Raw genomic sequence first — 25,733 nt, 5'->3', positions numbered from 1 at the left:
CTTCTGGGCTTCGATGACCTGAAGCAACTCGCTGTCGAAAACTGCGTAACTCTTTGTTTACCAAGGAGTTTTCCGTTTCGACTGCGCCGGAAGTGGGGCGAATTATAGACTTCCAGAATCTGCCGTCAACCCTTAATTTGGCTTTTCTATCAATAACTTGCGGAAAGTCGAAAACAGACCGCTTCCCTTCTATATAGGAGGAGCAAAATCACTCCTCTATATAGAAGAGATCGTCAGAGCACCCCCGCAACCTTGAAAGCGGCGACCGCATCAGCATCCAGCCCCAACACCCGCTGTAGAACCTCCAGCGTATGTTCGCCTAACAAGGGTGGTGCATTCCGATATTCCACCGGCGTCTTCGACAAGCGAATAGGGCTAGCCACCTGAGGCACCATCCCTGCGAGTACATGGGGCAGCTCGATCGCCAACCCACGCGCCTTGACCTGAGGATCGGCAAACATCTGGGCCAAGTCATTGATAGGCCCGCACGGCACGCCGGCCTGCTCCAGTTGCAGCACCCATTCAGCTGTGGTCTTGAAGACCGTCGCCTGACGGATCAGCGGAATCAGCACCGCACGATTCGCCACCCGCAGCTTGTTAGTCGCGAAACGCGGGTCATCCGCCCACTGAGGCTGCCCGGCCACCTCCGCAAACTTGCGAAACTGACCGTCATTACCCACGGTGAGGATGAAGTCACCATCCGCCGTAGGAAAATCCTGATACGGCACGATGTTCGGATGAGCATTACCCAAGCGCTTGGGTGCATTGCCCGTCGTCAGATAGTTCATCGCCTGGTTGGCCAGGCATGCCACCTGAACATCCAGCAACGCCATGTCGATGTGCTGACCGCCACCGTCATGATCCCGATGAGCCAGCGCAGCAAGGATCGCCACCGTCGAATAGAGCCCGGTCAGAATGTCAGTCAGCGCAACACCGACTTTCACCGGACCCGCACCCTCGTCTCCCTCAGGTCGGCCTGTCAGGCTCATCAACCCACCAAGGCCCTGGATCATAAAGTCATAACCCGCACGCTTGGCATAAGGCCCGGTCTGGCCAAACCCGGTAATCGAGCAATAAATCAGATTCGGATTGATGTCCTTAAGCGACTCATAGTCCAGCCCATAAGCCGCCAGGCCACCGACCTTGAAGTTCTCGATCAGGATGTCCGATTTGGTCGCCAGTTCACGCACCAGCTTTTGCCCCTCCGGCCGCGTGAAGTCGATGGTCACCGATTGCTTGTTGCGATTGGCCGACAAGTAATAGGCGGCCTCGCTGGTATTCTCGCCATAGGCGTCTTTCAGGAAGGGAGGCCCCCAGGCGCGCGTGTCATCGCCATTGCCCGGACGCTCGACCTTGATCACTTCGGCGCCAAGGTCCGCAAGGATCTGCCCGGCCCAAGGTCCGGCCAGCACTCGCGATAAATCCAGTACCCGTAGATGCGAAAGCGCGCCCATGGACGTTCTCCTATTAATAGAACGCCTGGATGCCGGTCTGCGCACGACCAAGAATCAGTGCGTGGACGTCATGCGTACCTTCATAGGTATTCACCACTTCCAGGTTGACCAGGTGGCGAGCGACGCCGAACTCATCGGAAATGCCGTTGCCGCCCAACATGTCACGCGCCATGCGCGCGATGTCCAGGGACTTGCCGCAGGAGTTGCGCTTCATCATCGAGGTGATCTCGACTGCCGCTGTGCCTTCATCTTTCATTCGACCCAGACGCAGGCAGCCTTGCAGTGCCAAGGTGATTTCGGTTTGCATGTCGGCAAGCTTCTTCTGGATCAGCTGAGTAGCGGCCAATGGACGACCGAACTGCTGACGATCCAGGGTGTACTGGCGTGCGGTGTGCCAGCAGAACTCTGCTGCGCCCAGTGCGCCCCAGGAAATGCCATAGCGCGCGGAGTTGAGGCAAGTAAAAGGACCTTTCAAACCACGGACGTCAGGGAAGATGTTCTCTTCAGGGACGAACACGTTGTCCATGACGATCTCGCCGGTAATGGATGCACGCAGACCCACCTTGCCGTGAATCGCCGGAGCGCTCAGGCCTTTCCAGCCTTTCTCCAGAACGAAACCACGGATGTCGCCCGCATCATCCTTGCCCCAAACCACGAACACATCGGCGATCGGGCTGTTGGTGATCCACATCTTGCTGCCGGTCAGGCTGTAGCCGCCTTCCACTTTGCGTGCACGAGTAATCATCGCGCCCGGGTCAGAACCGTGGTTAGGCTCTGTCAGACCGAAGCAGCCAATCCACTCGCCCGAGGCCAGTTTCGGCAGGTACTTCTGCTTCTGGGCTTCAGTACCGAATTCGTTGATCGGCACCATGACCAGCGAGGATTGCACACTCATCATCGAGCGATAGCCGGAGTCGACACGCTCGACTTCACGAGCGATCAGCCCGTAGCTGACGTAGTTCAGGCCACTGCCACCATACTGCTCGGGAATGGTCGCACCCAACAGGCCCACTTCGCCCATCTCACGGAAGATCGCCGGATCAGTCTTTTCATGGCGGAAAGCTTCAAGAACACGCGGTGCAAGCTTCTGCTGAGCGAATTGCTCGGCAGTGTCGCGGATCATGCGTTCTTCTTCGGTGAGCTGTTGATCCAGCAGCAGGGGATCGATCCAGTTGAAGCTAGCTTTACCGCCCATGAGTGTGTCCTCTCGAATCGGGTCAAATAACGTGGACTGATCCTAGGCCCGGTTCGCCGTTACGGCAAACGAGGATTTTGCATACTGTTGTGCTAATTTCTCACTCCGTAACGTCGCGAGATAGCCTTTACGCGATGCATTAGTGAGGTTGAAGTACATGCGCCGGAAAATCCCTAGCACCACCGCCCTGATCAGCTTTGAAGCGGCAGCGCGCCACGAAAGCTTTACCAAAGCGGCGCAAGAGCTTTCGCTCACCCAAGGGGCCATTTGCCGACAGATAGCCAGCCTGGAGGAGTTCCTCAGCGTCGAACTCTTCCGACGCTCGCGGCGCGGAGTGAAGCTGACAGAAGCCGGCCTTTCCTACAGCCGCCGAGTAGCCACCCAACTCGATGCGGTTGAACGGGACACCTTGTCTGTGATGGGACAACAAGGCGCCAACGTGATCGAACTGGCCGTGGTTCCGACCTTCGGTACTCAGTGGTTGCTGCCACGGCTCAAGGACTTCCAGCACAAACATCCCGAGGTGACGGTCAACCTCACAAACCGCACGCGCCCCTTCCTGTTTGCCGACACCGACTTTGATGCTGCTATTTACTTCGGTGATGCGGATTGGTCGGGTACCGAATCCCACAGGCTGATGGGCGAAAATCCGATGCCGGTGTGCAGCCCTACGCTACTGGGTAAAAAAACCATTCTGACGCCCGGCGAAATTGCCGAATTGCCCTTGCTGCAACAGACCACGCGCCCTTATGCCTGGCGTCAATGGTTCAACTTTCAGAGCCTAAATGTCCCACGTGACATGACAGGACCGCGCTACGAGCTATTCTCCATGCTTGCCCAAGCGGCGATGCACGACATGGGGATCGCGCTGATTCCGCCATTCCTGATTCAACGCGAACTGGCGGAGAAACGCCTGGTGATAGCTAACCCCCAAGCACTTTCGAGCATCAAGGCTTATTACCTGATGATTCCGGAGCGAAAGGTAGAATCGGCTTCTTTACGGGCATTTCGTGATTGGCTGGTCAACCAGGCACAAGGCTACAGCCTAGAAGGATGAAGGCCTCAAGCGGTTAACTGACCCCGTAGTCAGCAAAATCAAAGCCCTACAGATATAAGTATTTGTCGCAATTCGCAGACTGTACCAACAAGCAGTACAAACGTCCCACAAGCGCCTGCCGGCATGGCTTTGAGCCTCTATTCACCCGCAATGACGCTTCATTCACCGGGCCGATGTGTAAATTCTTGAATTTCGGCCAAAATCCTTACAAGGCACGGCCTGCAAGGGATTGAGGCGGTCGGTTGCGACATTCGGTCACGGGGTGACTTGTAGTTAATTTTCCGTCACCCGTCATAATCCCTTGAAGGGCACAAAGTTCGCCTGCAAAATGCCGCGCCCCGCCCAGATTTGGCGGGATCGTGCTGATCGGCCGCCCCAGCCGCACCATCCGAAGTGCCTGGGTTTACTCAATAAGATCACGCAGGAGATTTGACGTGCACATTGGTGTTCCTCTCGAAACCCAGACGGGTGAAACACGGGTTGCTGCAACCCCGGAAACCATCAAGAAGCTGATCGGCCAGGGTCATAAGGTCACTGTGCAAAGCGGCGCCGGCATTAACGCCAGCGTTGTCGACAGTGCCTATGAAGCGGCAGGCGCAACTATTGGCAGCGCCAACGATGCGTTCGGTGCCGAGCTGATTCTCAAGGTGGTCGCCCCCAGCGACAGCGAGCTGACGCTGATTAAGAGCGGCACCGTTGTGGTGGGCATGCTCAACCCGTTCAGCAATGAAACCATTGCCAAGCTGGCTGAGTGCGGCATCACAGCGTTCGCGCTGGAAGCGGCTCCGCGCACGTCCCGCGCTCAAAGCCTGGACGTGCTGTCCTCCCAAGCGAACATCGCCGGCTATAAAGCCGTGTTGCTGGCCGCTCACCATTACCCTCGTTTCATGCCAATGCTGATGACGGCTGCGGGCACCGTGAAAGCGGCGCGCGTGCTGATTCTGGGCGCTGGCGTTGCGGGTTTGCAGGCGATCGCCACGGCGAAACGTCTGGGTGCAGTGATCGAGGCATCTGATGTGCGTCCTGCGGTAAAAGAGCAGATCGAATCTCTGGGCGCCAAGTTTGTCGACGTGCCGTACGAAACCGATGAAGAGCGCGAATGTGCTGTCGGTGTCGGCGGTTACGCCCGGCCAATGCCCGCCAGCTGGATGCAACGTCAGGCCCTGGCCGTGCACGAACGCGCCAAGCAGGCTGACATTGTCATCACCACCGCACTGATCCCGGGCCGCAAGGCACCGACGCTGCTGAGCGCGGAAACCGTGGCGCAGATGAAGCCAGGCTCGGTGGTCATCGACCTCGCGGCAGCCCAGGGCGGCAACTGCCCGCTCACTGTTGCTGATCAGGTCGTGATCGAAAATGGCGTGACCATTTGCGGCCCGACCAACCTGGCCGGCGCAGTTGCGGCAGACGCTTCGGCCCTGTACGCACGCAACCTGCTGGACTTCCTGAAGCTGGTCTTCAACAAAGAAGGCCAGTTCGAGATCAACCTCGAAGACGACATCGTCGCCGCGTGCCTGATGTGCCGCGACGGCCAAGTCATCCGCAAAAACGCCTAAGCAGGGATTCAGACGATGGAAGAGCTTATCTCCCCCGGTATCTACAACCTGATCATCTTCGTGCTGGCGATTTATGTCGGTTATCACGTGGTCTGGAACGTTACGCCTGCACTGCACACGCCGCTGATGGCGGTGACTAACGCGATCTCGGCGATCGTCATCGTCGGCGCCATGCTTGCCGCGGCTTTGACCGTGACGCCACTGGGCAAGACCATGGGCACACTGGCGGTGGCTCTGGCGGCCGTGAACGTGTTTGGTGGTTTCCTGGTGACCCGCAGGATGCTTGAGATGTTCAAGAAAAAAGCCCCGAAAGTCGTAAAAGAAGAGGCGCCGAAGTAATGAGCATGAACCTTGTAACGACGCTCTACTTGATCGCGTCGATCTGCTTTATCCAGGCCCTCAAAGGCTTGTCCCACCCGACAACCTCCCGTCGCGGCAACCTGTACGGCATGCTCGGCATGGCGTTGGCGATTCTCACCACCGTGGGCCTCATCTATAAGCTCGGCGCTGAACTGGCAACCGCCGGCATCGGTTACGTCATCGTTGGTTTGCTGGTCGGCGGCACTGCCGGTTCGATCATGGCCAAGCGCGTTGAAATGACCAAGATGCCGGAGCTGGTCGCCTTCATGCACAGCATGATCGGTATGGCCGCGGTGTTCATCGCGATTGCGGCTGTCGTTGAGCCGCAATCGCTGGGCATCGTTAAACAGCTGGGTGATGCGATTCCTGCCGGTAACCGTCTGGAGCTGTTCCTGGGCGCGGCCATCGGTGCAATCACCTTCTCCGGTTCGGTGATCGCCTTCGGCAAACTGTCGGGCAAGTACAAGTTCCGCCTGTTCCAGGGCGCACCGGTACAGTTCGGTGGCCAGCACAAGTTGAACCTGGTGCTGGGTCTGGCGACACTGGCTCTGGGCATCACCTTCATGCTCACCGGCAACCTCAGTGCCTTCGCGCTGATGCTGGCCCTGGCCTTCGTGCTGGGTGTGCTGATCATCATCCCGATCGGCGGCGCGGACATGCCGGTGGTTGTGTCGATGCTCAACAGCTATTCCGGCTGGGCAGCGGCAGGTATCGGCTTCTCGCTGAACAACTCGATGCTGATTATCGCCGGTTCGCTAGTGGGTTCTTCCGGTGCGATCCTCTCGTACATCATGTGCAAGGCGATGAACCGTTCGTTCTTTAACGTACTGCTCGGTGGTTTCGGCAACACCGCGGATGCGGCTGGCCCGGCGGGTTCGAAAGAGGCACGTCCGGTGAAATCCGGTTCGGCTGACGACGCGACCTTCCTGCTGACCAACGCCGACACCGTGATCATCGTTCCGGGTTATGGCCTGGCGGTGGCACGCGCCCAACACTCGCTGATGGAGCTGGCGGAGAAACTGACTCACCGGGGAGTCAACGTGAAGTTTGCGATCCACCCGGTCGCCGGCCGGATGCCAGGGCACATGAACGTCCTGCTGGCCGAAGCCGAAGTGCCTTACGAGCAGGTGTTCGAGATGGATGACATCAACTCCGAGTTCGGCCAGGCCGACGTGGTGCTGGTGCTCGGCGCCAACGACGTGGTCAACCCGGCGGCGAAGAACGATCCGAAATCGCCGATTGCCGGCATGCCGATCCTCGAGGCTTATAAAGCCAAGACCGTGATCGTCAACAAGCGCTCGATGGCCAGCGGCTATGCCGGTCTGGACAACGAACTGTTCTACCTGGACAAAACCATGATGGTCTTCGGCGACGCCAAGAAAGTCATCGAAGACATGGTCAAAGCCATCGAGTAAAACCTGCTCCAACGCAATACCCAAAACCTCAGCCTTTAGTAGGCTGGGGTTTTTTTATTCCCCGTGAAACCCGACCAAAGGCTCTAAATCAGGGGTCTGCATTCGACCATGGTAGCGGGACGGATTTTTTTCAAATCACTAGACTGCTTACCTTGCTTCCGTTACCCGAGATAACCATCCATGTACCGTGATCGTATTCGCTTGCCTTCGTTGTTGGATAAGGTGATGAGCGCCGCTGATGCTGCTGCTCTGATTCAGGACGGCATGACCGTCGGCATGAGTGGTTTCACTCGCGCTGGTGAAGCCAAAGCCGTGCCCCATGCATTGGCCGAACGCGCCAAAATAACCCCGCTGAAAATCACCCTGATGACCGGCGCCAGCCTGGGCAACGACCTCGATAAACAGCTTACCGAAGCCGGCGTACTGTCACGGCGCATGCCATTCCAGGTCGACAGCACGCTGCGCAGGGCGATCAACGCCGGCGAAGTCATGTTCATTGACCAGCACCTCTCGGAAACCGTGGAGCAATTGCGCAACCAGCAGCTCAAGCTGCCGGACATCGCCGTGATTGAAGCCGTGGCGATCACCGAGCAGGGCCATATCGTGCCGACTACTTCGGTGGGTAACTCAGCCAGCTTTGCGATTTTCGCCAAACACGTGATCGTCGAGATCAATCTGGCGCACAACCCGAACCTCGAGGGTTTGCACGACATCTATATCCCGACCTACCGCCCGACCCGGACGCCGATTCCGCTGGTGAAGGTCGACGATCGCATCGGCAGCACCGCCATCCCGATTCCGCCGGAAAAGATTGTCGCGATCGTGATCACCAATCAGTCCGACTCGCCGTCCACTGTGCTGCCACCGGACGTCGATACTCAGGCCATTGCCGATCATCTGATCGACTTCTTCAAGCAAGAGGTGGCCGCAGGGCGCATGACCAACAAGCTCGGCCCGTTGCAGGCCGGTATCGGCACCATCGCCAACTCGGTGATGTGCGGCTTGATCGACTCGCCTTTCGAAGACCTGACCATGTACTCCGAAGTGCTGCAGGACTCGACCTTTGACCTGATCGACGCCGGCAAGCTGAGTTTTGCCTCGGGCAGTTCGATCACTTTGTCCAGCCGGCGCAATGCCGATGTGTTCGGCAACCTCGATCGTTATAAGGACAAACTGGTACTGCGGCCGCAGGAGATCTCGAATCACCCTGAAGTCGTGCGTCGCCTGGGTATCATTGGCATCAACACGGCGCTGGAATTCGACCTGTACGGCAACGTCAATTCAACCCATGTCTGCGGCACACGGATGATGAATGGCATTGGCGGTTCCGGTGACTTTGCGCGCAATGCGCACCTGGCAATCTTCGTGACCAAATCGATCGCAAAGGGTGGCGCGATTTCCAGCGTGGTGCCGATGGTCAGCCACGTCGACCATACCGAGCATGACGTCGACATCCTTGTGTCGGAGATCGGTCTGGCCGATTTGCGTGGTCTGGCGCCAAGGGAGCGGGCGCGGGTGATCATCGATAACTGTGTGCACCCGGATTATCGCCAGGCACTGGATGACTACTTCACGGCGGCTTGCGCCTTGGGCGGGCACACCCCACATATCTTGCGCGATGCCCTGAGCTGGCACATGAACCTGGAAGAGACCGGGAGAATGCTGGCGGTCTGATCACCGATAAAACAGCTGACGCAAACACAATTGCGTCAGCTGCTACTTATCTCTTTTCATTCCGTGAAAAACTGTACTGCTGTACCGGTCTTTTCCTACAGTATCTGCCCACAAATCCGAGTCAAAACACCAAAAACGCACCACAATAGTGCTCACAGGTACAGTTGCTTCAATTTAGACCAGTACACCCCCTATTAACAGTTAACTGGTCCCTCACAATACAGGTGAACTGTATCTACAGAGACTAGCCAAACGAGAGGATCATTGGCATCAGTTAAACCACTACCTAATCCCGCCACAAGCGGAAGGATGTCAACCATGGAACGTACACTCAGTTCCGAACTGTTCTTCGAAGATACCGCTGCAAAAACCCAGGCTTCCATGCCTCTTCGCGTTATTGCCAACCTGATGCTGTGGCAGCGCCGCATCTCCAGCCGCCATCAACTGGCTCGCCTGGATTCGCGTCTGCTGGCTGATGCCGGGATTAGCGAAGCACAACGCTACGAAGAGCTGAGCAAGCCGTTCTGGCGCTAAGTTAGCGTCGCTGGCTCTGACCCACCGGGTCCACCGCCAGCACTCCAAATTGAAAAAACAAAGCCCGTCGTGGGAAACCACGACGGGCTTTGTCGTTTTCGGCCTTGGTCGGTGGCCGTACAAAAGGAATGGCCGACAACAAGTACAGTTTAAATAATTATCAGATTGAACCGGTACAATTTCACGACAGTGTATCTGTAGGTCCAGACTCGCAGCGCTCAACATGAAGTCCTGACTCTGCGGCAAAAGGACTGCGCACCATGGATAATCTACAGAATGTTTCTGCCCCCACCCTTCTAAAGAAGCCTCGACTTCACAGGCTGAAACGATTGCTGAATTCGCTTGCCGCCGCCCTTGAGAGAGCCCGCACCCGGCGTTTGCTGGGCCAACTCACTAATCAGCAACTTTCTGACTTGGGCATTAGCCATGCGGATCGACTGAATGAACTGGATAAACCGTTCTGGCGCTAAAGTCCTGTTTTAGCAGAAGGACTATTCGAACCGATAAAAGCAGGCCTAATATCAAACCAGAACGTGGCGAGCGCTGTGCGACAGGCGTCTGACTCAACAGCTACCTCAACACCTCTCAATCGGTTATTCAAAGGAGTTACACCATGTCCCGTCTTCGTCTGCTCAGCGCTGCAGCCCTGCTTGCCGTGGCTGCCAATTCCCACGCGACCAGCTTTATCGTGACCACGGATGCCGTCGTCGGCGCGCTGAAGTCCAGTTCCGACGCAACTTCCGATGTCACTTCATCCTTTCGCGATGACAAGATCGTCCGCGCGGCCCGTGACGATGCCGCCAGCTTCGTCGCCAGCGAAGGCGCCATTCGTGGCGTAAAACTGGAAAGCGCACTCGACCACATTCGCCATCAGGCACCGCAACTGAATGCCACTGATGCACAGCTGGCACAGGCCATCCTGACGATCTAAGCGACGCAGTTACGTGGGGCACGCGTGTCGTGTCCCAATGTTTCGGCGCTGGCTCTAGTCCGGGCATTGCGCTAGCCTCTGGACTCGCTTTCAGCAATCGAGTCCCATGCGTTTTTTTCCAAAGCGGTTTTTCACTTCAGTATTTCTCGCGGCCTGCTGGTCGGCCTCGGCCTCGGCCTATGCCTACGACGCGTTCAACCTGTCGACGCAAGGTGTCGTGGTCACCGGTTACGCCACCAGCATGGTGACCGCCGCCCCCTTCGACCGTAAGTTGCTGATCGCGGCACACGATGACGCTGCGGCGTACATCGCCACTGACGGCCAACTACTCGGTGCGCAACTGGAATCCGCGTTGATCTACCTACGCCGGAGCCAACCAAAACTTCATGCAAGCGACCTTGAACTGGCGCAGGCAATTCTCGTCCAATAGTTATCCTTTGTCCTTGCGGAGTCGTTCCATGCGTAGCCCTCTGATTGCTGTTGCCCTAGGCCTGCTTTTATTGGCCGATGTGACCCAGGCGCACACCCTGGTCGCCACCAGTAACATCATCATCAATGCCACTCAGCGCACGCTCGATTTTACGTCCGATACCACCACATCGATCCGTGACTCGAAGATCATCCGTGAGGCCCACGATGATGCGGCGAGTTTCGTTGCCAGCGATGGCGACATACGTGGCGCGCACCTTGAAGCGGCCATCAACACCTTGCGTACTCGCGTACCGGAAGCACGCGATGCCAGCGACCAAGTGCTCGCCGAAGCCATCCTCGCACTGTGAGGTCGACAAGCGCCTGGCTGCTGGCCGGGCTGATGTTGCTACTCTGCAACACGGCCCAGGCTGGTCTGCAATTACGGCTCAAGACCGAAGGTCTGAGTCCTGAACAACAGCAAGCCAGTCAGGCGTTGCTCGATGAAGCCATGCAGGCCTTGCCGCCACGCTTCATCGAACAACTGGACCGGCGCATTGATGTCGGCTGGACCGACGACATGCCGAGCAATGCCTATGGCCAGGCATCGCTGGTGTCAGAGCTCGACCTGAATCGCAACTTGCTCGTCAGCCTCACTAACGGCAGCGCCGCCACCAAGAAAACCTATCGCCCCCATGGCACCGTGCGCCGCGAAATGCTCGCCACGGTGTTGCATGAACTCACCCATATTTATGACCGATCGCGCCTGTGGCCAGACGCGGAGCGCACGCTGATCCAGCGATGCACCCGGCGCAACAGCAGTTCAGGCCTGATTGGCATCCCGGATGTATGCCGCGGTCAGTCAGACCGCCGCTTCACTCTGAGCGATGACCCGCGCCTGCTCGATCTGGCCGGCTGGCCGCAATACGTCGGTCGTCGTGGCGAACGCGAACAGCACAACCGGCAAATCGCCCGCAGCCCGGACATCTACGAAACGAGCAGCCCCAAAGAGTTTGTCGCGGTCAACATGGAGTATTTCCTTCTCGACCCGAGCTACGCCTGCCGTCGTCCTGCCCTGTATCGCTACTACAAAGAACATTTCGGCTGGGCACCCGCTGCCAAAGATGCTTGCGGCAAATCCTTTGCCTTCCTCAATGCCGGTAACGACTTCGCCAAACAACCGCTGGGCCAGGTCGATCCGGAACGGGTCTACGCCGTCGACTATTTGCTGGCCGAAGCCAACCAGAACTGGGTCAGTCGCTGGGGCCACAGCATGTTGCGCCTGGTGATTTGCGCGCCGGGCCGGCCAAGGGGACCGGACTGCCGCCTCGATCTCGACCAGCACCTGGTCTTGTCTTATCGCGCCTTCGTTGGCGACGTACAGCTTTCGAGTTGGGATGGGCTGGTGGGTAAATATCCGTCGCGGCTGTTTGTATTGCCGTTGGCCCAAGTGATCGACGAATACACCAAGACTGAACTGCGCAGCCTGGCCTCGGTACCGCTGAACCTGTCGCGCAACGAAATCGAAGACGTGGTGGAACACGCCGCCGAGATGCATTGGAGTTACGACGGCAACTATTACTTCCTGTCGAACAACTGCGCGGTGGAAGGTCTGAAATTGCTGCGCAGCGGCAGCAACAACGCGAAACTGGTCGGGCTCGACAGCATCATGCCCAACGGCTTGCTGGAAGTGATGAAGGGCCGCGGGCTGGCGGACACCAGCGTGCTGGATGACCCACGCGAAGCGTTGCGACTGGGCTATCGCTTCGACTCCTTCCGTGACCGTTATCAAGCGATGTTCGAAGTGCTGAAGAAGCACTTGCCGATCAAGCAGGAAAAGGTCGAAGACTGGCTGGCATTGAAAGCTGCCGAGCGCCGTCAATGGTTTGAGCAGGCTGATCTGCGCACCAGCGCCGCGTTGCTGTTGCTGGAGCAGGCGAGCTTCCGTCAACAGTTGGTGTTAGCCCAGGATGAAGTGAAACAGCGTTATCTGGGCGCTCGGGAATTGAAGAACGGCGGCATGGACAAGGCGAACGCGACCTTGCAGCAGATTCTCGCCAATAGCGGTTTCCTCAGCCGTCCGGCGGAGTTGCTCGGCACCGGCGGATATGGATTGCCCCAACCGAATGAATGGCAACGCCTGGAATCGGAAAGCAACCTGCGGCAGAAGCAGCTTCAAGTGCTGACCGGCGATCTCGACAAGGAAGTCAGGGCACTGCTCGAACCAAGCCGGGCGGCCGAGATGGCGGCCAATGAAGCCAACCTGAAACAGGTAGGCGAGCATTTGCGCAAATTGCATAAAGCAGCAGGCGGATTGGAATTGCCATAAACAAGAAGGCTTCGTGGATGATCCACGAAGCCTTCTTTTTGCCTGCACGTTAAATCAAAGCACGCCTTCCAGAATTTCATAGACGATCCCGCTGCCCACCGCGATCAGCACAATGTCGCCCCCCGCACGGCGCCATTCGTAGCCCGGGTAATACGGCAGCCGTCCCAAGGCACGATTATCCAGACGCTCACCGTAATAGCCGTGAGGCAGCGGACGACCACGGACCAGATGAATGCCTGGAGGGGGTGGCGCACCGCGTACAAAATAGCCGTGGTTATCATGAATGGTCTGACGCACCGGACCGAAGTCTCGTGGCGGAGGGCCGCCGCGACGATTGTCCTGCGGGCCTCGGTGATCATCGCCATGATTGTCACCGTGGTTATCGTAATGACCCTGCTGCGGGCCGCCGTGGTCGTGATCGTCGCGCTGATCGGCGCTCGCGTGCAGCAGCGGGGTGGCACTGAGCATCAGTACGCCCAGGCTGGCAATCAGACGTTTCGGCATTTTCATCAGGTCTTTCCTCACTGCACATACAGCAAAAAGGGCTTCAGAACGTAGTCCTGAAGCCCTCGGTCTTGCTGTTTAGTCTGTGCCGCTAGGCTCTAATTCCTCTGTATCAGGAACTTTACCTTCAGCTGACGCGGGCCTTACGCACGCCGTCAGCCAACGCCGAGCAAAGGCTCAGCACGCCATCCACCGCTTGTTCAGGCGTGGTGGCATTGGCGATGTGATCGATCAATGCCGAACCCACCACCACACCATCGGCCAGACGCGCGATGGACGCCGCTTGCTCCGGTGTACGAATACCGAAACCGATGCTGATCGGCAGGTCCGTGTGGCGACGCAGGCGAGCAACGGCCTCTTCGACATGCTCAAGCGTCGCTGCGCCCGCACCGGTCACACCGGCAACAGAGACGTAGTAGACGAAGCCGGAGCTGCCATTCAGAACGGTCGGCAGGCGCACATCATCGGTTGTCGGCGTGGTCAGGCGGATGAAGTCCAGGCCCGCTGCCTGCGCCGGGTCGCACAGCTCACCGTTATGCTCCGGCGGCAGGTCGACCACGATCAAGCCGTCAACGCCGGCCTCTTTCGCGTCAGCAATGAAGCGCTGAACGCCGTACATGTGGATTGGGTTGAAGTAACCCATCAGCACCAGCGGCGTCTCGGTATTGCCTTCACGGAATTCGCGAACCATTTGCAGGGTCTTTGCCAGGTTCTGCTTGGCGCCGAGGGCGCGGATGTTGGCCAGCTGGATGGCCGGGCCGTCCGCCATCGGATCGGTGAAGGGCATGCCCAGCTCGATCACGTCGGCGCCAGCACCGGGCAAGCCTTTGAGGATCGCCAGGGAAGTGTCATAGCTCGGGTCGCCGGCGGTGACGAAGGTCACCAAGGCGGCGCGATTCTGTTCCTTGAGTTCGGAAAAACGCGTTTGCAGGCGGCTCATCAGTGTTTCTCCTGCTTGGACTGCTCGTGTTGAGAGTTTTCCATGTGGTGCATCACGGTTTGCATGTCTTTGTCGCCACGGCCGGACAGGTTGACCACCATCAGGTGATCTTTCGGCAGCGTCGGTGCGCGTTTGAACACTTCAGCCAGGGCATGGGCGCTTTCCAGTGCAGGAATAATTCCTTCCAGACGGCAGCACTTGTGGAACGCGTCGAGGGCTTCGTCGTCGGTCACCGAGGTGTACTGAACGCGACCGATGTCATGCAACCATGCGTGTTCCGGGCCAATGCCTGGATAGTCGAGGCCGGCGGAAATCGAGTGAGCGTCGATGATCTGGCCATCGTCGTCCTGCAGCAGGAAGGTACGGTTGCCGTGCAGCACACCCGGCACGCCGCCGTTCAGGCTGGCGGCGTGCTTGCCGGTTTCGATGCCGTAACCGGCGGCTTCCACACCGATGATCTCGACGCTTGTGTCATCAAGGAACGGGTGGAACAGGCCCATGGCGTTGGAACCGCCACCGATGCACGCCACCAGGCTGTCCGGCAGACGACCTTCCTGGGCTTGCAGTTGGTCACGGGTTTCCTTACCGATAACGGCCTGGAAGTCGCGAACCATGGCTGGGTACGGGTGCGGACCGGCGACAGTACCGATCAGATAGAAAGTGCTGTCGACGTTGGTCACCCAGTCACGCAGTGCTTCGTTCATCGCATCTTTCAAGGTGCCGGTCCCGGCAACAACCGGGATCACTTCGGCGCCCAGCAGCTTCATGCGGAATACGTTGGCCTGCTGACGTTCGATGTCAGTGGTGCCCATGTAGATCACGCAATCCAGGCCGAAACGTGCAGCTACGGTCGCCGTCGCTACGCCGTGCATACCGGCGCCAGTCTCGGCGATGATGCGTTTCTTGCCCATGCGCCGCGCCAGCAGGATCTGGCCGATGCAGTTGTTGATCTTGTGCGCGCCGGTGTGGTTCAGCTCTTCGCGCTTGAGATAAATCTTCGCACCGCCGCAGAATTCGGTCAGGCGTTCGGCGTAATACAGCGGGCTTGGACGTCCGACATAATCGCGCTGGAAGTAGGCCAATTCTTCTTTGAACGCCGGATCTTCCTTGGCCAATTCGTATTCACGGGCCAGGTCGAGGATCAACGGCATCAGGGTTTCGGCGACGTAACGGCCGCCGAACGAGCCAAACAGGCCGTTGGCGTCGGGGCCGTTGCGCAGATTAGTCTGGGTCATGGTTCGCTCCATCAGGATTCGTGAGATGACAATGACGGTCACTCTACCCCTGACGCCCCAGCCTGAAAACCGATAAGATCGCCACAACCTGTCAGGAAAACTCACAGATCCCATGAGCCATGATCTTCCCCCGCTGAACGCCCTTCGCGCCTTTGAAGCCACTGCACGGCTGAACAGCGTCAGTCAGGCTGCCGAACAGCTGCACGTCACCCATGGCGCAGTCAGTCGGCAACTAAAGGTGCTTGAAGAACACTTGGGCGTGAGTCTGTTCATCAAGGAAGGCCGCGGCCTGAAACTCACAGATGCCGGCGTCCGGCTGCGCGATGCCAGCGGCGAAGCTTTTGAGCGTCTTCGCACTGTTTGTGCGGAGCTGACCCAACGCACCGCCGACGCGCCGTTCGTACTGGGTTGCTCGGGCAGTTTGCTGGCGCGCTGGTTTATTCCACGTCTGGGACGCTTGAATGCCGATCTGCCGGACCTGCGCCTGCACCTGTCGGCCGGCGAAGGCGATCTCGACCCGCGTCGGCCGGGACTGGATGCCTTGCTGGTGTTTGCCGAGCCACCATGGCCGGCGGACATGCAAGTCTATGAGTTGGCCAGCGAACGCATCGGGCCGGTAATGAGCCCACGCTTCGCCGGCTATGAAAAGCTGCAAGGCGCGCCGGCCACCGCGCTATTGAACGAACCTTTGCTGCACACCACCTCGCGCCCGCAAGCCTGGCCGAGCTGGGCACAGCAAAGCGGCCTCGACGCCAAGGCGTTGAAGTACGGTCAAGGTTTCGAGCATTTGTATTATTTACTGGAAGCCGCAGTAGCTGGGCTGGGTGTAGCGATTGCACCTGAGCCGCTGGTGGCCGAGGACTTGAAGGCGGGTCGCCTGGTTGCGCCCTGGGGATTCTGTGAAACCCCGGCGCAACTGGCTTTGTGGCTACCCAAGCGCGCCGCAGACGGACGCGCCCGGCAGTTGGCGCAGTGGCTCAAGACTGAACTGCGCCAGACAGATTAGTCGCCGCGCTTGAACAGCAGGTAAGCCGCGAGCAGGCCCAACGCACCCACAGCGACGCCCGCTGTAGTCCAAGGGTGTTCCTGGGCGTAGTCCCGAGTGGCAATCCCGGTTTCGCGGGTTTTGACTTTGACTTCTTCATACGCATCGCTGAGCAGGTGGCGCGAATGCTTCAGCGCGTTCTCGGCGTTACCTTTCAGCACTTTGAGGGTTTTACGCGACTCGTCCGAAGCGTCGTCTTTCAAATTTTCCAAAGATTTCAGCAGACTCTCGATCTCGGCTTCCATGCTTTGCAATGAGGCTTTACGTAAAGAGGTGTTGGCCATGGTGGCTCTCCTTCATTGATGATGAGTAGCGTGTGTTGGTTGGGACTTCAGGGGTTCGAGAAAGTGCAGTAAATCTGAACTTCTGCGTTGCATTAGCCGACAGAAGTAATACGAAAAATCACTGCTAGGCTGTATTTCACACCCTGAGGAGAACGCCATGACTGATCACCACACCTACAAGAAAGTCGAGCTGGTCGGCTCGTCCACCAGCAGCATTGAAGACGCGATCAACAACGCGCTGGCCGAAGCCAATAAAAGCATCAAGCACCTGGAATGGTTTGAAGTGACCGAAACCCGCGGGCACATCAAGGATGGCAAGGCCGCCCACTTTCAGGTGACGCTCAAAGTCGGGTTCCGGATTGCCAGCAGCTGAGTGTGAGCCAGGCTTCTGAACTTGTGCGCTGGCCGAGTGCCATAGGGAAATGGCAAGCGTTACATGAGTGCCTCCGGCTGATGGCTGGATGCTCCCTTTGATCCGACGAGGGAATGCGACCGATGAAGCATTTTATTTTAGCGGTAGGTTTATTGAGCCTTGCAGGAACAGCCTTCGCCGACGGCAAATCGTGTGAAGAACTGAAAGCTGAAATCGCAGCGAAACTTGATGCCAAGGGCGTTTCCAACTATTCACTGGAAATCGTCGATAAAGGCGCTGAGGCTGGCGGGAAAATCGTCGGTACCTGTGAAAAGGGCACCAAGGTCATCGTCTACACGAAATAGGCCGAGTCCTGCGCAAATCAAAAAGCCGACGCAAATGCGTCGGCTTTTTTTATGCGCGTCACCCGAGCCTCAGCCCTTCATGACCTGCGCCAATAACTCATAGGAATGCACGCGATCGGAATGCTCGTACAGATCGCAGGTGAAAATCAGCTCATCAGCCTGAGTCTGCTCGATCAGCACCTCAAGCTTGGCGCGGATTTTCTGCGGACTGCCCACCATCGCCAGACCGAGGAAATCACCCACGGCGGCTTTCTCATGGGGCAGCCACAGTCCGTCCATGGTTTTCACCGGTGGCCGCTGCACCAGGCTTTGGCCACGCATCAACGCCAGGATGCGCTGATAAACCGACGTCGCCAGGTAATCCGCCTGCTCGTCAGTGTCAGCGGCAACCAACGGCACGCCGAGCATCACATAAGGTTTATCCAGCACCGCTGAAGGCTTGAAGTGATTGCGGTAGACGCGAATCGCCTCGTGCATGAGGCGCGGTGCGAAATGCGAGGCGAAGGCGTAGGGCAAACCGCGCTCGCCGGCCAACTGTGCGCTGAACAGGCTGGAGCCCAGCAGCCAGACGGGAACATTGGTGCCGGTGCCCGGCATGGCGATGATCCGCTGGTCCGGCGTGCGTGGTCCGAGGTAACGCACCAGCTCGGCGACATCTTCCGGAAACTCGTCGGCGCTGCCGGAGCGTTCGCGGCGCAAGGCGCGGGCAGTCATTTGATCAGAACCGGGCGCGCGGCCCAGACCCAGATCGATCCGGCCTGGATACAGACTTTCGAGGGTGCCGAATTGCTCCGCGATCACCAGCGGCGCATGGTTGGGCAGCATCACACCACCGGAGCCGACACGTATGGTCGACGTGCCACCGGCCAGGTAGCCGAGCAGGACCGAGGTGGCCGAACTGGCGATGCCGTCCATGTTGTGGTGTTCGGCGACCCAGAAGCGGTTATAACCGAATTTCTCGACATGCTGCGCCAGGTCCAAAGAGTTTCGCAGCGACTGGGCCGCGCTGCCGTTCTCTCGCACGGGCACCAGATCAAGGGTCGAGAACTTGATATCGGACAGTCGTTTCATAAGCCTGCTTCTCCAATTGAGGGCGCAGGTTTTTTCTCACGAACGAAAACCTGCCGAATCTATAAGCGTGCTTCATGCAATGAGGGCATATACCCGAGTTTCAATAGCCAGACCAAAAATTCCTACGATAACGGTAGGACAAATCAGATCAGGTGAACTTTGCACCACCGTCTATCCTCAGAACCCTAGCAACCGAAAATTACGCAGGTGCGACGTTTCGCGCCGGAACTTGAGGAGGCAGACATGGCTATAACGAAGAAAGCATCGGCTCATTGGGAAGGTGATCTGAAAACCGGCATCGGCTCGATCTCCACTGAAACCGGTGTACTCAGAGAAGCGCCCTACGGCTTCAAGGCTCGTTTTGAAGGCGGCAAGGGCACCAACCCGGAAGAGCTGATCGGCGCGGCCCATGCGGGCTGTTTCTCCATGGCGTTTTCGATGATTCTGGGCGATGCCGGGCTCAAGGCTGACAGCATCGATACCAACGCTGAAGTCACTCTGGATCAGGTAGAAGGTGGTTTTGCGATCACTGCTGTGAAACTGATCCTCAAGGCGAAAATTCCCGGGGCCACTCAGGCGCAGTTCGAGGAACTGAGCAACAAGGCAAAAGAAGGCTGCCCGGTGTCCAAAGTGCTGAATGCGAAGATCAGCCTGGATGCGACGCTGGTCAGCTGATGATCATTCGCTGAATGGACTGACGCCTACGCAAGCAAGTCGGATCGCCGCACCGCCGCTCCCACATTGAAATGCATTCCAAATGTGGGAGCGAGCTTGCTCGCGAAAGCGATCTTGTAAGCAACACATTCCCAACGGCTAAACATAAGCTTTGTGAGCGACATCAGAACTCGCTCCGCAAAACTGTGGTCGAATAAATGACAGCAGCCGAAACGCAGTACCCTGCGCGCTGCCTCAATGGAGCTTCAACCATGAAACGTTTTGCCTTGGCGATTATCTGTTGTGCGCTGGCCACTTCGGCCCTCGCGGCACCGAAATCCTGCGAAGAACTCAAGGCCGAGATCGAGGCCAAGATCCAGGCCAATAACGTCTCGTCCTACACCCTGGAAATCGTCACCAATGACGAAGTGCACGATCAGAACATGGTCGTCGGCAGCTGTGAAAACGGCACCAGAAAAATCATTTACCAAAAGAACGACCGCTAATCGCCTCACATCAGGCAATAAGACTCCCGATCCTCAGCGACGATTTCACGCTTGGCGTTGTACAACCGGGCGCCAGGGGTGAACGAGATCGACCGGCCCTCCAGCACATAACGCTGGCCGGCTTCGAAATGATCGTAGTTGATGGTCAGGTAACACAGCCGTTCCGCGGGTGAACTCATCGTGCCCATGCCCCCGCCACCGGGCACTTCAAAGTCAAATCTGACCACCAGCTCATGGCTGCCGGGCGTCACCTGGAAAAAACGCCCGTCGCGCAATCGCTGTTTATCCAGACGCTCGGCCATCAGCAACTTATCGTTGGGAAACGGCGTCGAGAACTCGATCCAGGCCATCTGCGGATTTACCGCCGGTAACGGGCTCTGGCAGCCTGCGACAACACTTGCAGCGAGCAACAGCATCAACCTGCGCATGACGAATGTCCCAAAGAAGGTTCATTCAGCATAACGCTGATCAGCTGCGTTGACAGCCTGCCGGGGTACCTTGGCCAATCACTTTTCGTTGCTGATCATAGAGCTTTGCCCACGGCCGGAAGCCGATGTTCCCCGCTTGCAGCTGATACCGCTGACCGGCGTTGAAGTCATTGAATTTCACGTTCAACTGGCAGTCTCGCCATAGTGGTTCGGCGTCCGGGCCGATGTTGGTGGGCTGGACCGGAAACTGGTAACGAACCGTCAGCTCATGACTGCCCGGATGCACCTCGAAATAACGCTTGTCGGTGGAAGCCTTGTCATCGACTTCCAGCGCTTGCAGGGCAGTGTCTTCTTGTTGTGAATCCAGCTCGATCCACGCTTGCGACGGATCATGGTGAGGTAATCCGAATCCGGCACAGCCGGTCAGCATCAACAAGCCTCCCGTCAGCATCAATTTGCGCATAGCGGAGCTCCAGTCAAGCGGGATAGTCTTGCGGGCAGACTTTCCAGGGATGATTTTATTTTGATCAGGCCGCTTCCAAGCCTTGGGTTACTTGATCGCGTTTTGCGCGTTTTGTTTCCGGGTGTGTTGCTTTTATTGCTCAGCGGCTGCGCTGGCATCAGCTATTACAGCCAATTGGCCAGTGGCCAGCTGCAGTTACTTCGGGCCAGGGAGCCGGTGGCCGAGGTACTTGCCGATCCGTCTCGTGATCCGACGTTGCGTGCGCATCTGACCCAATCGCAAAAGGCCCGGACATTCGCCAGCCAACAATTGCATCTGCCGGATAACCAGAGCTACCGCCTCTATGCCGACATAGGCCGACCGTTCGTGGTCTGGAACGTATTCGCCACGCCGGAATTTTCCCTGACACCGCAAAACCATTGCTTCCCCATCGCCGGTTGCGTCGCCTATCGCGGTTACTACAGCCAGAGCGCTGCCCGCGGCGAAGCAGCGTTGCAGCGCCTGAAAGGTATGGACGTGTCGATTGGCGGCGTCGAGGCCTATTCGACGCTCGGCTGGTTCAACGATCCGATTATCAGCTCCATGATGGGTTGGGGCGACGAGCGGCTGGCGACGCTGATCTTCCATGAGCTCGCGCATCAGCGCTTCTATGTGAAGGACGACACGGAGTTCAACGAGTCTTTCGCCACCTTCGTCGAGCAGGAAGGCACCCGACAATGGCGCGCGTCGCGTGGTTTACCCCCGGAAAACGGTGCCCAGGCGCAGCGGCGCGACCAGTTCATTCAATTGGTTCTGGACACCCGTACGCGGCTTGAAAAACTCTACGCCCTGCCGCTGCCCACCGACCAGATGCGCCAACGCAAAGCGGCAGAGTTCGAACGACTGCGCAATGAATATCGCCAATTGCGCGACAGCAGATGGGCTGGGGATAAACGCTACGACGCGTGGATCAACGCCCCGATGAACAATGCCCGGTTGTTGCCGTTTGGGCTGTATGACCAATGGGTGCCGGCGTTTGCGGCGTTGTTCAGGCAGGTTGGAGGGGATTGGGAGAGGTTTTATGCGGCCGTCGAGCAGCTGGGGGCGTTGCCGGTTGGGGAGAGAAAAGCCGCGCTGAGGAAGCTGACAGACAAATAAGTTGTGGCGAGGGAGCTTGCTCCCGTTCGGCGGCGAAGCCGTCGCCATGCCAGGCCTGCCGAATTGGGGCCGCTCCGCGACCCAGCGGGAGCAAGCTCCCTCGCCACAATTTTAGTGTCAACGCTGCAAAAACGCCTGATGCATCTCGTCCAGCGTTTCGAAATGATAGGCCGGTGCTTCTGCGCTCAATTCTTCCCGGCTGCCAAAACCATAACCCACCGCCGCCGCATCCAGCCCGTTGCTGCGCGCGCCGATCAGGTCGTGCTTGCGGTCGCCGATCATCAGGGTGTTCGCCGGGTCCAGGCCTTCTTCGGTCATCAGGTGAGCAATCAACTCGACCTTGTTGGTGCGTGTCCCGTCCAGTTCGCTGCCGTAAATCACTTTGAAGTGTTTGACGAAGTCGAAGTGCCGGGCGATTTCCCGGGCGAAAACCCATGGTTTTGAGGTCGCGATGTACAGCTGTCGCCCTTGTCCGCCAAGGGTTTCCAGCAGCGGTGTGACGCCGTCGAACACGCGGTTCTCGTACAGACCGGTGACCTTGAAGCGCTCACGGTAGAAGTTCACGGCTTCCCAGGCCTTGGGCTCATCGAAATCGTAGAACTGCATGAACGCCTGCAACAACGGCGGGCCGATGAAGTGTTCGAGTTTGGTCAGGTCGGGCTCATCGATGCCCAATTTGCTCAGGGCAAACTGGATCGAACGGGTGATGCCCTCGCGCGGGTCGGTCAGGGTGCCATCGAGGTCGAACAGTACGGTGTGGTAATGCATGTTGAATCCTGATTAAAGGCGAAGACTCAGAGCTGGTCGTAGCCTTCCGCCAGATGCAAATTCTTGAGCTTCACGTAGTTCGCCGCACTGTAGGTGAAAAAGGCATGTTCCTTGTCCGTCAGCGGGCGGATTTGTTTTACCGGGCTGCCGACATACAGGAAGCCGCTTTCCAGACGTTTGCCCGGCGGCACCAGGCTGCCAGCGCCGACAATCACATCGTCCTCGATCACCGCACCATCCATGACGATGCTGCCCATGCCGATCAGAACCCGGTTGCCGACGCTGCAGCCATGCAGCATGACTTTATGGGCAATGGTCACATCGTCCCCGATCAGGCAGGGAAAGCCATCGGGATTGAACGGCCCGGCGTGAGTGATGTGCAGCACGCAGCCATCCTGAACACTGGTGCGCGCACCGATCCGGATGCGGTGCATGTCGCCACGAATCACCGTCAGCGGCCAGACGGAGCTGTCTTCACCGATTTCGACGTCGCCGATCACCACCGCCGAGCCGTCGACAAAAGCGCCTTTGCCCAGCAGTGGCATGTGGTTCTGATACTTGCGAAGGGTCACGATAGGGTTTCTCTCTGTTGCCGATAGCTGCGGTGAGCGTCGATTGTAATTAAGATGGCCGCATGTTTCTTCCAGCCAAGGTGCCAACCGTGAGCGTGAACAACCCTCTTTTGCAGTCCTACGACCTGCCGCCGTTCTCGGCGATCCGTGCCGAACACGTGCAACCGGCCATCGATCAGATCCTGGCTGACAACCGTGCCGCCATTATCGAGATCCTCGCCAGCCAGGGCAAACAACCGACCTGGGCCGGCCTGGTGCTGGCGATGGACGAACTGAATGATCGTCTGGGCGCGGCCTGGAGCCCGGTCAGCCACCTGAATGCCGTGTGCAACAGCGCCGAATTGCGCGAAGCCTACGAGTCCTGCCTGCCAGCGTTGAGCGCCTACTCCACGGAGCTGGGCCAAAACCGTGAGCTGTTCGAAGCCTTTGAAGCCTTGGCGAACAGCCCGGAAGCCGCCGGTTTCGACGTAGCGCAAAAAACTATCCTGGAACACGCCCTGCGAGACTTCCGTCTGTCGGGTATCGACCTGCCGGAAGCCGAGCAAAAGCGCTACGCCGAAGTGCAGAGCAAATTGTCGGAGCTGGGCAGCCGCTTCTCCAACCAACTGCTCGACGCGACGCAAGCCTGGACCAAGCACGTGACCGATGAAGCCGCCCTCGCCGGCCTCACCGATTCGGCCAAGGCGCAAATGGCAGCCGCTGCCCAGGCCAAAGGCCTGGACGGCTTCCTGATCACCCTGGAATTCCCGAGCTATTACGCGGTGATGACCTACGCCCAGGACCGAGCCCTGCGCGAAGAAGTCTACGCCGCCTATTGCACCCGTGCATCGGACCAAGGCCCGAACGCCGGTCAAAACGATAATGGCCCGGTCATGGAGGAAATCCTCGACCTGCGCCAGGAGCTTGCAAAACTGCTGGGCTTCGCCAGCTTCTCGGAACTGAGCCTGGCCACCAAAATGGCTGAATCCAGCGATCAGGTGCTGAGTTTCCTGCGCGACCTGGCCAAACGCAGCAAACCGTTCGCCGTTCAGGACCTGGAACAGCTCAAGGCTTACGCCGCCGAACAAGGCTGCCCGGACCTGCAAAGCTGGGACAGCGGTTTCTACGGCGAGAAGCTTCGCGAACAACGTTACAGCGTTGCCCAGGAAGCCCTGCGCGCTTACTTCCCGATCGACAAAGTGCTGGGCGGCCTGTTCGCTATCGTCCAGCGCCTGTACGGCATCGAGATTGCCGAGCTGAAAGGCTTCGACGCCTGGCACCCGGATGTTCGCCTGTTTGAAATCAAGGAAAACGGCCAGCACGTCGGCCGCTTCTTCTTCGATCTCTATGCCCGCGCCAACAAGCGTGGCGGTGCCTGGATGGACGGCGCCCGTGACCGTCGCCGCACGATCAGCGGTGTGCTGCAAAGCCCGGTGGCCAATCTGGTGTGCAACTTCACCCCGGCCGACAGCGGCAAACCGGCCCTGCTGACCCACGATGAAGTCACCACCCTGTTCCACGAATTCGGTCACGGCCTGCATCACCTGCTGACCCGCGTCGAGCATGCCGGCGTGTCCGGCATCAACGGCGTGGCCTGGGATGCGGTGGAACTGCCAAGCCAGTTCATGGAGAACTGGTGCTGGGAGCCCGAAGGTCTGGCGCTGATCTCCGGTCATTACGAAACGGGCGAACCGCTGCCGCAAGACCTGCTGGGCAAGATGCTCGCGGCGAAGAACTTCCAGTCCGGCCTGATGATGGTTCGTCAGCTGGAGTTCTCGCTGTTCGACTTTGAACTGCACGCCACCCACGGCGACGGTCGCAGCGTGCTGCAATTGCTCGAAGGCGTGCGTGATGAGGTGTCGGTAATGCGTCCGCCGGCTTACAACCGTTTTCCGAACAGTTTCGCCCATATCTTCGCCGGTGGTTACGCGGCGGGTTACTACAGCTACAAATGGGCTGAAGTGCTGTCGGCCGACGCCTTCTCGAAGTTCGAAGAAGACGGCGTACTCAATGCCGAGACAGGTCGTGCGTTCCGCGAAGCGATCCTGGCGCGTGGCGGTTCTCAGGAGCCAATGGTGCTGTTCGTCGACTTCCGTGGCCGTGCGCCATCGATTGACGCACTCTTGCGCCATAGCGGCCTGAGTGAGGACGCGGCAGCATGAGTGAGGAACCAGTGATCACGAAAAAACGCTTTATCGCCGGGGCGGTCTGCCCGGCTTGCAGCGAGCCGGACAAATTGATGATGTGGAACGAAGCCGAAGTCCCGCATCGCGAATGCGTGGCCTGCGGTTATTCGGACACGCTCAATGAACAGGGTTTGTCGGTGCCCAAGGAATTGGGCACGCGGGTCAATACTTCGGCGCTGAAGGTACCGGACGCCAAGGTTCAGGCCGTGCAGTTCTTCCCGAACCCGAAGCTGAAGAAGAAGCCTGACGAACACCATTGATGTCGACGCCACCTTTCACCCTTTGGCGGGGTGGAAGGTGGTATCTATTTACCGCCCCTCCCCCGCGCTTC

The 25,733-nt window shown here is 58.3% G+C and carries 30 protein-coding genes; 19 read left to right on the top strand and 11 right to left on the bottom strand.

Translation table 11 applies throughout. From position 1 onward, the window contains the following. Positions 1-233: 233 nt before the first annotated feature. Both ACRC4F_RS17320 and ACRC4F_RS17315 read right to left on the bottom strand, forming a co-directional pair. Positions 234-1,454, bottom strand: a complete 1,221-nt coding sequence (locus ACRC4F_RS17320) for a CaiB/BaiF CoA transferase family protein (RefSeq protein WP_438660450.1) — start codon at positions 1,452-1,454, stop codon at positions 234-236. Positions 1,455-1,467: 13 nt separating this feature from the next. Continuing rightward, the gene (locus tag ACRC4F_RS17315) at positions 1,468-2,649 is read right to left on the bottom strand and encodes an acyl-CoA dehydrogenase (protein ID WP_010465741.1); all 1,182 of its coding nucleotides are present in this window, start codon (positions 2,647-2,649) and stop codon (positions 1,468-1,470) included. Positions 2,650-2,806: 157 nt separating this feature from the next. On the opposite strand from ACRC4F_RS17315, the gene ACRC4F_RS17310 reads away from it, so the two are divergent. The 11 genes from ACRC4F_RS17310 to ACRC4F_RS17260 all read left to right on the top strand — a co-directional run bounded on the left by ACRC4F_RS17310 (position 2,807) and on the right by ACRC4F_RS17260 (position 12,913). Beyond that, complete coding sequence (locus ACRC4F_RS17310) at positions 2,807-3,706, top strand: LysR family transcriptional regulator (protein WP_438660449.1); 900 nt, start codon at positions 2,807-2,809, stop codon at positions 3,704-3,706. Between the two features lie 434 nt (positions 3,707-4,140). After that, a complete protein-coding gene (locus ACRC4F_RS17305; RefSeq protein WP_438660448.1) occupies positions 4,141-5,262 on the top strand; it encodes a Re/Si-specific NAD(P)(+) transhydrogenase subunit alpha in 1,122 nt (373 codons plus the stop codon). A gap of 15 nt (positions 5,263-5,277) precedes the next feature. Then, entirely contained in the window at positions 5,278-5,601 is a 324-nt protein-coding gene (locus ACRC4F_RS17300) for an NAD(P) transhydrogenase subunit alpha (protein WP_007947884.1), read from the top strand. Further along, the gene (locus ACRC4F_RS17295; RefSeq protein WP_438660447.1) at positions 5,601-7,037 is read left to right on the top strand and encodes an NAD(P)(+) transhydrogenase (Re/Si-specific) subunit beta; all 1,437 of its coding nucleotides are present in this window, start codon (positions 5,601-5,603) and stop codon (positions 7,035-7,037) included. The genes ACRC4F_RS17300 and ACRC4F_RS17295 overlap by 1 nt, the downstream gene beginning before the upstream one ends. 180 nt (positions 7,038-7,217) lie before the next feature. Beyond that, the gene (locus ACRC4F_RS17290; RefSeq protein WP_438660446.1) at positions 7,218-8,711 is read left to right on the top strand and encodes an acetyl-CoA hydrolase/transferase family protein; all 1,494 of its coding nucleotides are present in this window, start codon (positions 7,218-7,220) and stop codon (positions 8,709-8,711) included. Positions 8,712-9,029: 318 nt separating this feature from the next. Next, entirely contained in the window at positions 9,030-9,245 is a 216-nt protein-coding gene (locus tag ACRC4F_RS17285; protein WP_007902752.1) for a DUF1127 domain-containing protein, read from the top strand. A 260-nt stretch (positions 9,246-9,505) separates the two neighbouring features. After that, a complete protein-coding gene (locus ACRC4F_RS17280; protein ID WP_438660445.1) occupies positions 9,506-9,715 on the top strand; it encodes a DUF1127 domain-containing protein in 210 nt (69 codons plus the stop codon). Positions 9,716-9,858: 143 nt separating this feature from the next. Next, entirely contained in the window at positions 9,859-10,176 is a 318-nt protein-coding gene (locus ACRC4F_RS17275) for a DUF2388 domain-containing protein (RefSeq protein ID WP_010465729.1), read from the top strand. 106 nt (positions 10,177-10,282) lie between these two features. Then, complete coding sequence (locus ACRC4F_RS17270) at positions 10,283-10,606, top strand: DUF2388 domain-containing protein (RefSeq protein ID WP_438660444.1); 324 nt, start codon at positions 10,283-10,285, stop codon at positions 10,604-10,606. Positions 10,607-10,634: 28 nt separating this feature from the next. Further along, positions 10,635-10,955, top strand: a complete 321-nt coding sequence (locus ACRC4F_RS17265; RefSeq protein WP_094469762.1) for a DUF2388 domain-containing protein — start codon at positions 10,635-10,637, stop codon at positions 10,953-10,955. After that, positions 10,952-12,913, top strand: a complete 1,962-nt coding sequence (locus ACRC4F_RS17260) for a DUF7844 domain-containing protein (RefSeq protein ID WP_438660443.1) — start codon at positions 10,952-10,954, stop codon at positions 12,911-12,913. The genes ACRC4F_RS17265 and ACRC4F_RS17260 overlap by 4 nt, the downstream gene beginning before the upstream one ends. A 54-nt stretch (positions 12,914-12,967) precedes the next feature. On the opposite strand, the gene ACRC4F_RS17255 is transcribed toward ACRC4F_RS17260, so the two are convergent. The 3 genes from ACRC4F_RS17255 to trpB all read right to left on the bottom strand — a co-directional run bounded on the left by ACRC4F_RS17255 (position 12,968) and on the right by trpB (position 15,592). After that, on the bottom strand, positions 12,968-13,423 hold the full coding sequence (locus ACRC4F_RS17255; protein WP_438660442.1) for an anti-virulence regulator CigR family protein: 456 nt from the start codon (positions 13,421-13,423) through the stop codon (positions 12,968-12,970). Between the two features lie 121 nt (positions 13,424-13,544). Beyond that, entirely contained in the window at positions 13,545-14,357 is an 813-nt protein-coding gene (gene trpA / locus ACRC4F_RS17250) for a tryptophan synthase subunit alpha (RefSeq protein WP_438660441.1), read from the bottom strand. Next, positions 14,357-15,592, bottom strand: coding sequence for a tryptophan synthase subunit beta (gene trpB, locus ACRC4F_RS17245; protein WP_438660440.1), 1,236 nt, complete (start codon positions 15,590-15,592; stop codon positions 14,357-14,359). Before trpB ends, trpA begins: the two co-directional genes overlap by 1 nt. Positions 15,593-15,704: 112 nt before the next feature. On the opposite strand from trpB, the gene ACRC4F_RS17240 reads away from it, so the two are divergent. Continuing rightward, a complete protein-coding gene (locus ACRC4F_RS17240) occupies positions 15,705-16,598 on the top strand; it encodes a LysR family transcriptional regulator (RefSeq protein ID WP_438660439.1) in 894 nt (297 codons plus the stop codon). On the opposite strand, the gene ACRC4F_RS17235 is transcribed toward ACRC4F_RS17240, so the two are convergent. Then, complete coding sequence (locus ACRC4F_RS17235; protein ID WP_109627139.1) at positions 16,595-16,921, bottom strand: DUF883 family protein; 327 nt, start codon at positions 16,919-16,921, stop codon at positions 16,595-16,597. The two genes, ACRC4F_RS17240 and ACRC4F_RS17235, sit on opposite strands and share 4 nt — an antisense overlap. A gap of 157 nt (positions 16,922-17,078) precedes the next feature. Between ACRC4F_RS17235 and ACRC4F_RS17230 the strand changes: the two genes are divergently transcribed. Both ACRC4F_RS17230 and ACRC4F_RS17225 read left to right on the top strand, forming a co-directional pair. After that, a complete protein-coding gene (locus ACRC4F_RS17230) occupies positions 17,079-17,294 on the top strand; it encodes a dodecin (protein WP_010465710.1) in 216 nt (71 codons plus the stop codon). Positions 17,295-17,416: 122 nt separating this feature from the next. After that, the gene (locus ACRC4F_RS17225) at positions 17,417-17,638 is read left to right on the top strand and encodes a DUF1161 domain-containing protein (RefSeq protein ID WP_438660438.1); all 222 of its coding nucleotides are present in this window, start codon (positions 17,417-17,419) and stop codon (positions 17,636-17,638) included. 69 nt (positions 17,639-17,707) lie between these two features. On the opposite strand, the gene ACRC4F_RS17220 is transcribed toward ACRC4F_RS17225, so the two are convergent. Further along, on the bottom strand, positions 17,708-18,709 hold the full coding sequence (locus tag ACRC4F_RS17220; RefSeq protein WP_438660437.1) for an LLM class flavin-dependent oxidoreductase: 1,002 nt from the start codon (positions 18,707-18,709) through the stop codon (positions 17,708-17,710). A gap of 243 nt (positions 18,710-18,952) precedes the next feature. Between ACRC4F_RS17220 and ACRC4F_RS17215 the strand changes: the two genes are divergently transcribed. Together ACRC4F_RS17215 and ACRC4F_RS17210 are read left to right on the top strand one after the other, a co-directional pair. Next, the gene (locus tag ACRC4F_RS17215; RefSeq protein ID WP_064675278.1) at positions 18,953-19,384 is read left to right on the top strand and encodes an OsmC family protein; all 432 of its coding nucleotides are present in this window, start codon (positions 18,953-18,955) and stop codon (positions 19,382-19,384) included. Between the two features lie 251 nt (positions 19,385-19,635). Further along, entirely contained in the window at positions 19,636-19,869 is a 234-nt protein-coding gene (locus ACRC4F_RS17210) for a DUF1161 domain-containing protein (RefSeq protein ID WP_438660436.1), read from the top strand. Positions 19,870-19,874: 5 nt separating this feature from the next. On the opposite strand, the gene ACRC4F_RS17205 is transcribed toward ACRC4F_RS17210, so the two are convergent. Both ACRC4F_RS17205 and ACRC4F_RS17200 read right to left on the bottom strand, forming a co-directional pair. After that, positions 19,875-20,297 carry a PA0061/PA0062 family lipoprotein gene (locus ACRC4F_RS17205; protein ID WP_438660435.1) on the bottom strand — a complete coding sequence of 141 codons (423 nt, stop codon included), beginning with the start codon at positions 20,295-20,297 and terminating at the stop codon, positions 19,875-19,877. 40 nt (positions 20,298-20,337) lie between these two features. After that, positions 20,338-20,760 (bottom strand): PA0061/PA0062 family lipoprotein, encoded by a 423-nt coding sequence (locus ACRC4F_RS17200; protein ID WP_438660434.1) that lies wholly within the window; start codon positions 20,758-20,760, stop codon positions 20,338-20,340. A gap of 60 nt (positions 20,761-20,820) precedes the next feature. On the opposite strand from ACRC4F_RS17200, the gene ACRC4F_RS17195 reads away from it, so the two are divergent. After that, entirely contained in the window at positions 20,821-21,897 is a 1,077-nt protein-coding gene (locus ACRC4F_RS17195; RefSeq protein WP_438660433.1) for an aminopeptidase, read from the top strand. 117 nt (positions 21,898-22,014) lie between these two features. On the opposite strand, the gene ACRC4F_RS17190 is transcribed toward ACRC4F_RS17195, so the two are convergent. Together ACRC4F_RS17190 and ACRC4F_RS17185 are read right to left on the bottom strand one after the other, a co-directional pair. Continuing rightward, on the bottom strand, positions 22,015-22,665 hold the full coding sequence (locus ACRC4F_RS17190; RefSeq protein ID WP_438660432.1) for an HAD family hydrolase: 651 nt from the start codon (positions 22,663-22,665) through the stop codon (positions 22,015-22,017). A gap of 26 nt (positions 22,666-22,691) precedes the next feature. Next, positions 22,692-23,237, bottom strand: coding sequence for a gamma carbonic anhydrase family protein (locus ACRC4F_RS17185; protein ID WP_438660431.1), 546 nt, complete (start codon positions 23,235-23,237; stop codon positions 22,692-22,694). Between the two features lie 62 nt (positions 23,238-23,299). On the opposite strand from ACRC4F_RS17185, the gene prlC reads away from it, so the two are divergent. Together prlC and ACRC4F_RS17175 are read left to right on the top strand one after the other, a co-directional pair. Continuing rightward, the gene (gene prlC, locus ACRC4F_RS17180; protein WP_438660430.1) at positions 23,300-25,378 is read left to right on the top strand and encodes an oligopeptidase A; all 2,079 of its coding nucleotides are present in this window, start codon (positions 23,300-23,302) and stop codon (positions 25,376-25,378) included. Continuing rightward, positions 25,375-25,662: a YheV family putative zinc ribbon protein gene (locus tag ACRC4F_RS17175; RefSeq protein ID WP_438660429.1), complete on the top strand. Its 288-nt coding sequence runs from the start codon at positions 25,375-25,377 to the stop codon at positions 25,660-25,662. The genes prlC and ACRC4F_RS17175 overlap by 4 nt, the downstream gene beginning before the upstream one ends. Positions 25,663-25,733: the final 71 nt, after the last annotated feature.

The sequence above is a fragment of the Pseudomonas sp. genome (assembly GCF_051660785.1).
Lineage (GTDB): Bacteria > Pseudomonadota > Gammaproteobacteria > Pseudomonadales > Pseudomonadaceae > Aquipseudomonas.
This window is presented reverse-complemented; position numbering and strand designations above follow the sequence as displayed.

Coding starts and splice junctions, on each gene's coding strand:
- ACRC4F_RS17320 (WP_438660450.1), bottom strand. CDS start 1,454: ATGGGCGCGCTTTCGCATCTACGGGTACTGGATTTATCGCGAGTGCTG.
- ACRC4F_RS17315 (WP_010465741.1), bottom strand. CDS start 2,649: ATGGGCGGTAAAGCTAGCTTCAACTGGATCGATCCCCTGCTGCTGGAT.
- ACRC4F_RS17310 (WP_438660449.1), top strand. CDS start 2,807: ATGCGCCGGAAAATCCCTAGCACCACCGCCCTGATCAGCTTTGAAGCG.
- ACRC4F_RS17300 (WP_007947884.1), top strand. CDS start 5,278: ATGGAAGAGCTTATCTCCCCCGGTATCTACAACCTGATCATCTTCGTG.
- ACRC4F_RS17295 (WP_438660447.1), top strand. CDS start 5,601: ATGAGCATGAACCTTGTAACGACGCTCTACTTGATCGCGTCGATCTGC.
- ACRC4F_RS17290 (WP_438660446.1), top strand. CDS start 7,218: ATGTACCGTGATCGTATTCGCTTGCCTTCGTTGTTGGATAAGGTGATG.
- ACRC4F_RS17285 (WP_007902752.1), top strand. CDS start 9,030: ATGGAACGTACACTCAGTTCCGAACTGTTCTTCGAAGATACCGCTGCA.
- ACRC4F_RS17280 (WP_438660445.1), top strand. CDS start 9,506: ATGGATAATCTACAGAATGTTTCTGCCCCCACCCTTCTAAAGAAGCCT.
- ACRC4F_RS17275 (WP_010465729.1), top strand. CDS start 9,859: ATGTCCCGTCTTCGTCTGCTCAGCGCTGCAGCCCTGCTTGCCGTGGCT.
- ACRC4F_RS17270 (WP_438660444.1), top strand. CDS start 10,283: ATGCGTTTTTTTCCAAAGCGGTTTTTCACTTCAGTATTTCTCGCGGCC.
- ACRC4F_RS17265 (WP_094469762.1), top strand. CDS start 10,635: ATGCGTAGCCCTCTGATTGCTGTTGCCCTAGGCCTGCTTTTATTGGCC.
- ACRC4F_RS17255 (WP_438660442.1), bottom strand. CDS start 13,423: ATGAAAATGCCGAAACGTCTGATTGCCAGCCTGGGCGTACTGATGCTC.
- trpA (WP_438660441.1), bottom strand. CDS start 14,357: ATGAGCCGCCTGCAAACGCGTTTTTCCGAACTCAAGGAACAGAATCGC.
- trpB (WP_438660440.1), bottom strand. CDS start 15,592: ATGACCCAGACTAATCTGCGCAACGGCCCCGACGCCAACGGCCTGTTT.
- ACRC4F_RS17240 (WP_438660439.1), top strand. CDS start 15,705: ATGAGCCATGATCTTCCCCCGCTGAACGCCCTTCGCGCCTTTGAAGCC.
- ACRC4F_RS17235 (WP_109627139.1), bottom strand. CDS start 16,921: ATGGCCAACACCTCTTTACGTAAAGCCTCATTGCAAAGCATGGAAGCC.
- ACRC4F_RS17230 (WP_010465710.1), top strand. CDS start 17,079: ATGACTGATCACCACACCTACAAGAAAGTCGAGCTGGTCGGCTCGTCC.
- ACRC4F_RS17225 (WP_438660438.1), top strand. CDS start 17,417: ATGAAGCATTTTATTTTAGCGGTAGGTTTATTGAGCCTTGCAGGAACA.
- ACRC4F_RS17220 (WP_438660437.1), bottom strand. CDS start 18,709: ATGAAACGACTGTCCGATATCAAGTTCTCGACCCTTGATCTGGTGCCC.
- ACRC4F_RS17215 (WP_064675278.1), top strand. CDS start 18,953: ATGGCTATAACGAAGAAAGCATCGGCTCATTGGGAAGGTGATCTGAAA.
- ACRC4F_RS17210 (WP_438660436.1), top strand. CDS start 19,636: ATGAAACGTTTTGCCTTGGCGATTATCTGTTGTGCGCTGGCCACTTCG.
- ACRC4F_RS17205 (WP_438660435.1), bottom strand. CDS start 20,297: ATGCGCAGGTTGATGCTGTTGCTCGCTGCAAGTGTTGTCGCAGGCTGC.
- ACRC4F_RS17200 (WP_438660434.1), bottom strand. CDS start 20,760: ATGCGCAAATTGATGCTGACGGGAGGCTTGTTGATGCTGACCGGCTGT.
- ACRC4F_RS17190 (WP_438660432.1), bottom strand. CDS start 22,665: ATGCATTACCACACCGTACTGTTCGACCTCGATGGCACCCTGACCGAC.
- prlC (WP_438660430.1), top strand. CDS start 23,300: ATGTTTCTTCCAGCCAAGGTGCCAACCGTGAGCGTGAACAACCCTCTT.
- ACRC4F_RS17175 (WP_438660429.1), top strand. CDS start 25,375: ATGAGTGAGGAACCAGTGATCACGAAAAAACGCTTTATCGCCGGGGCG.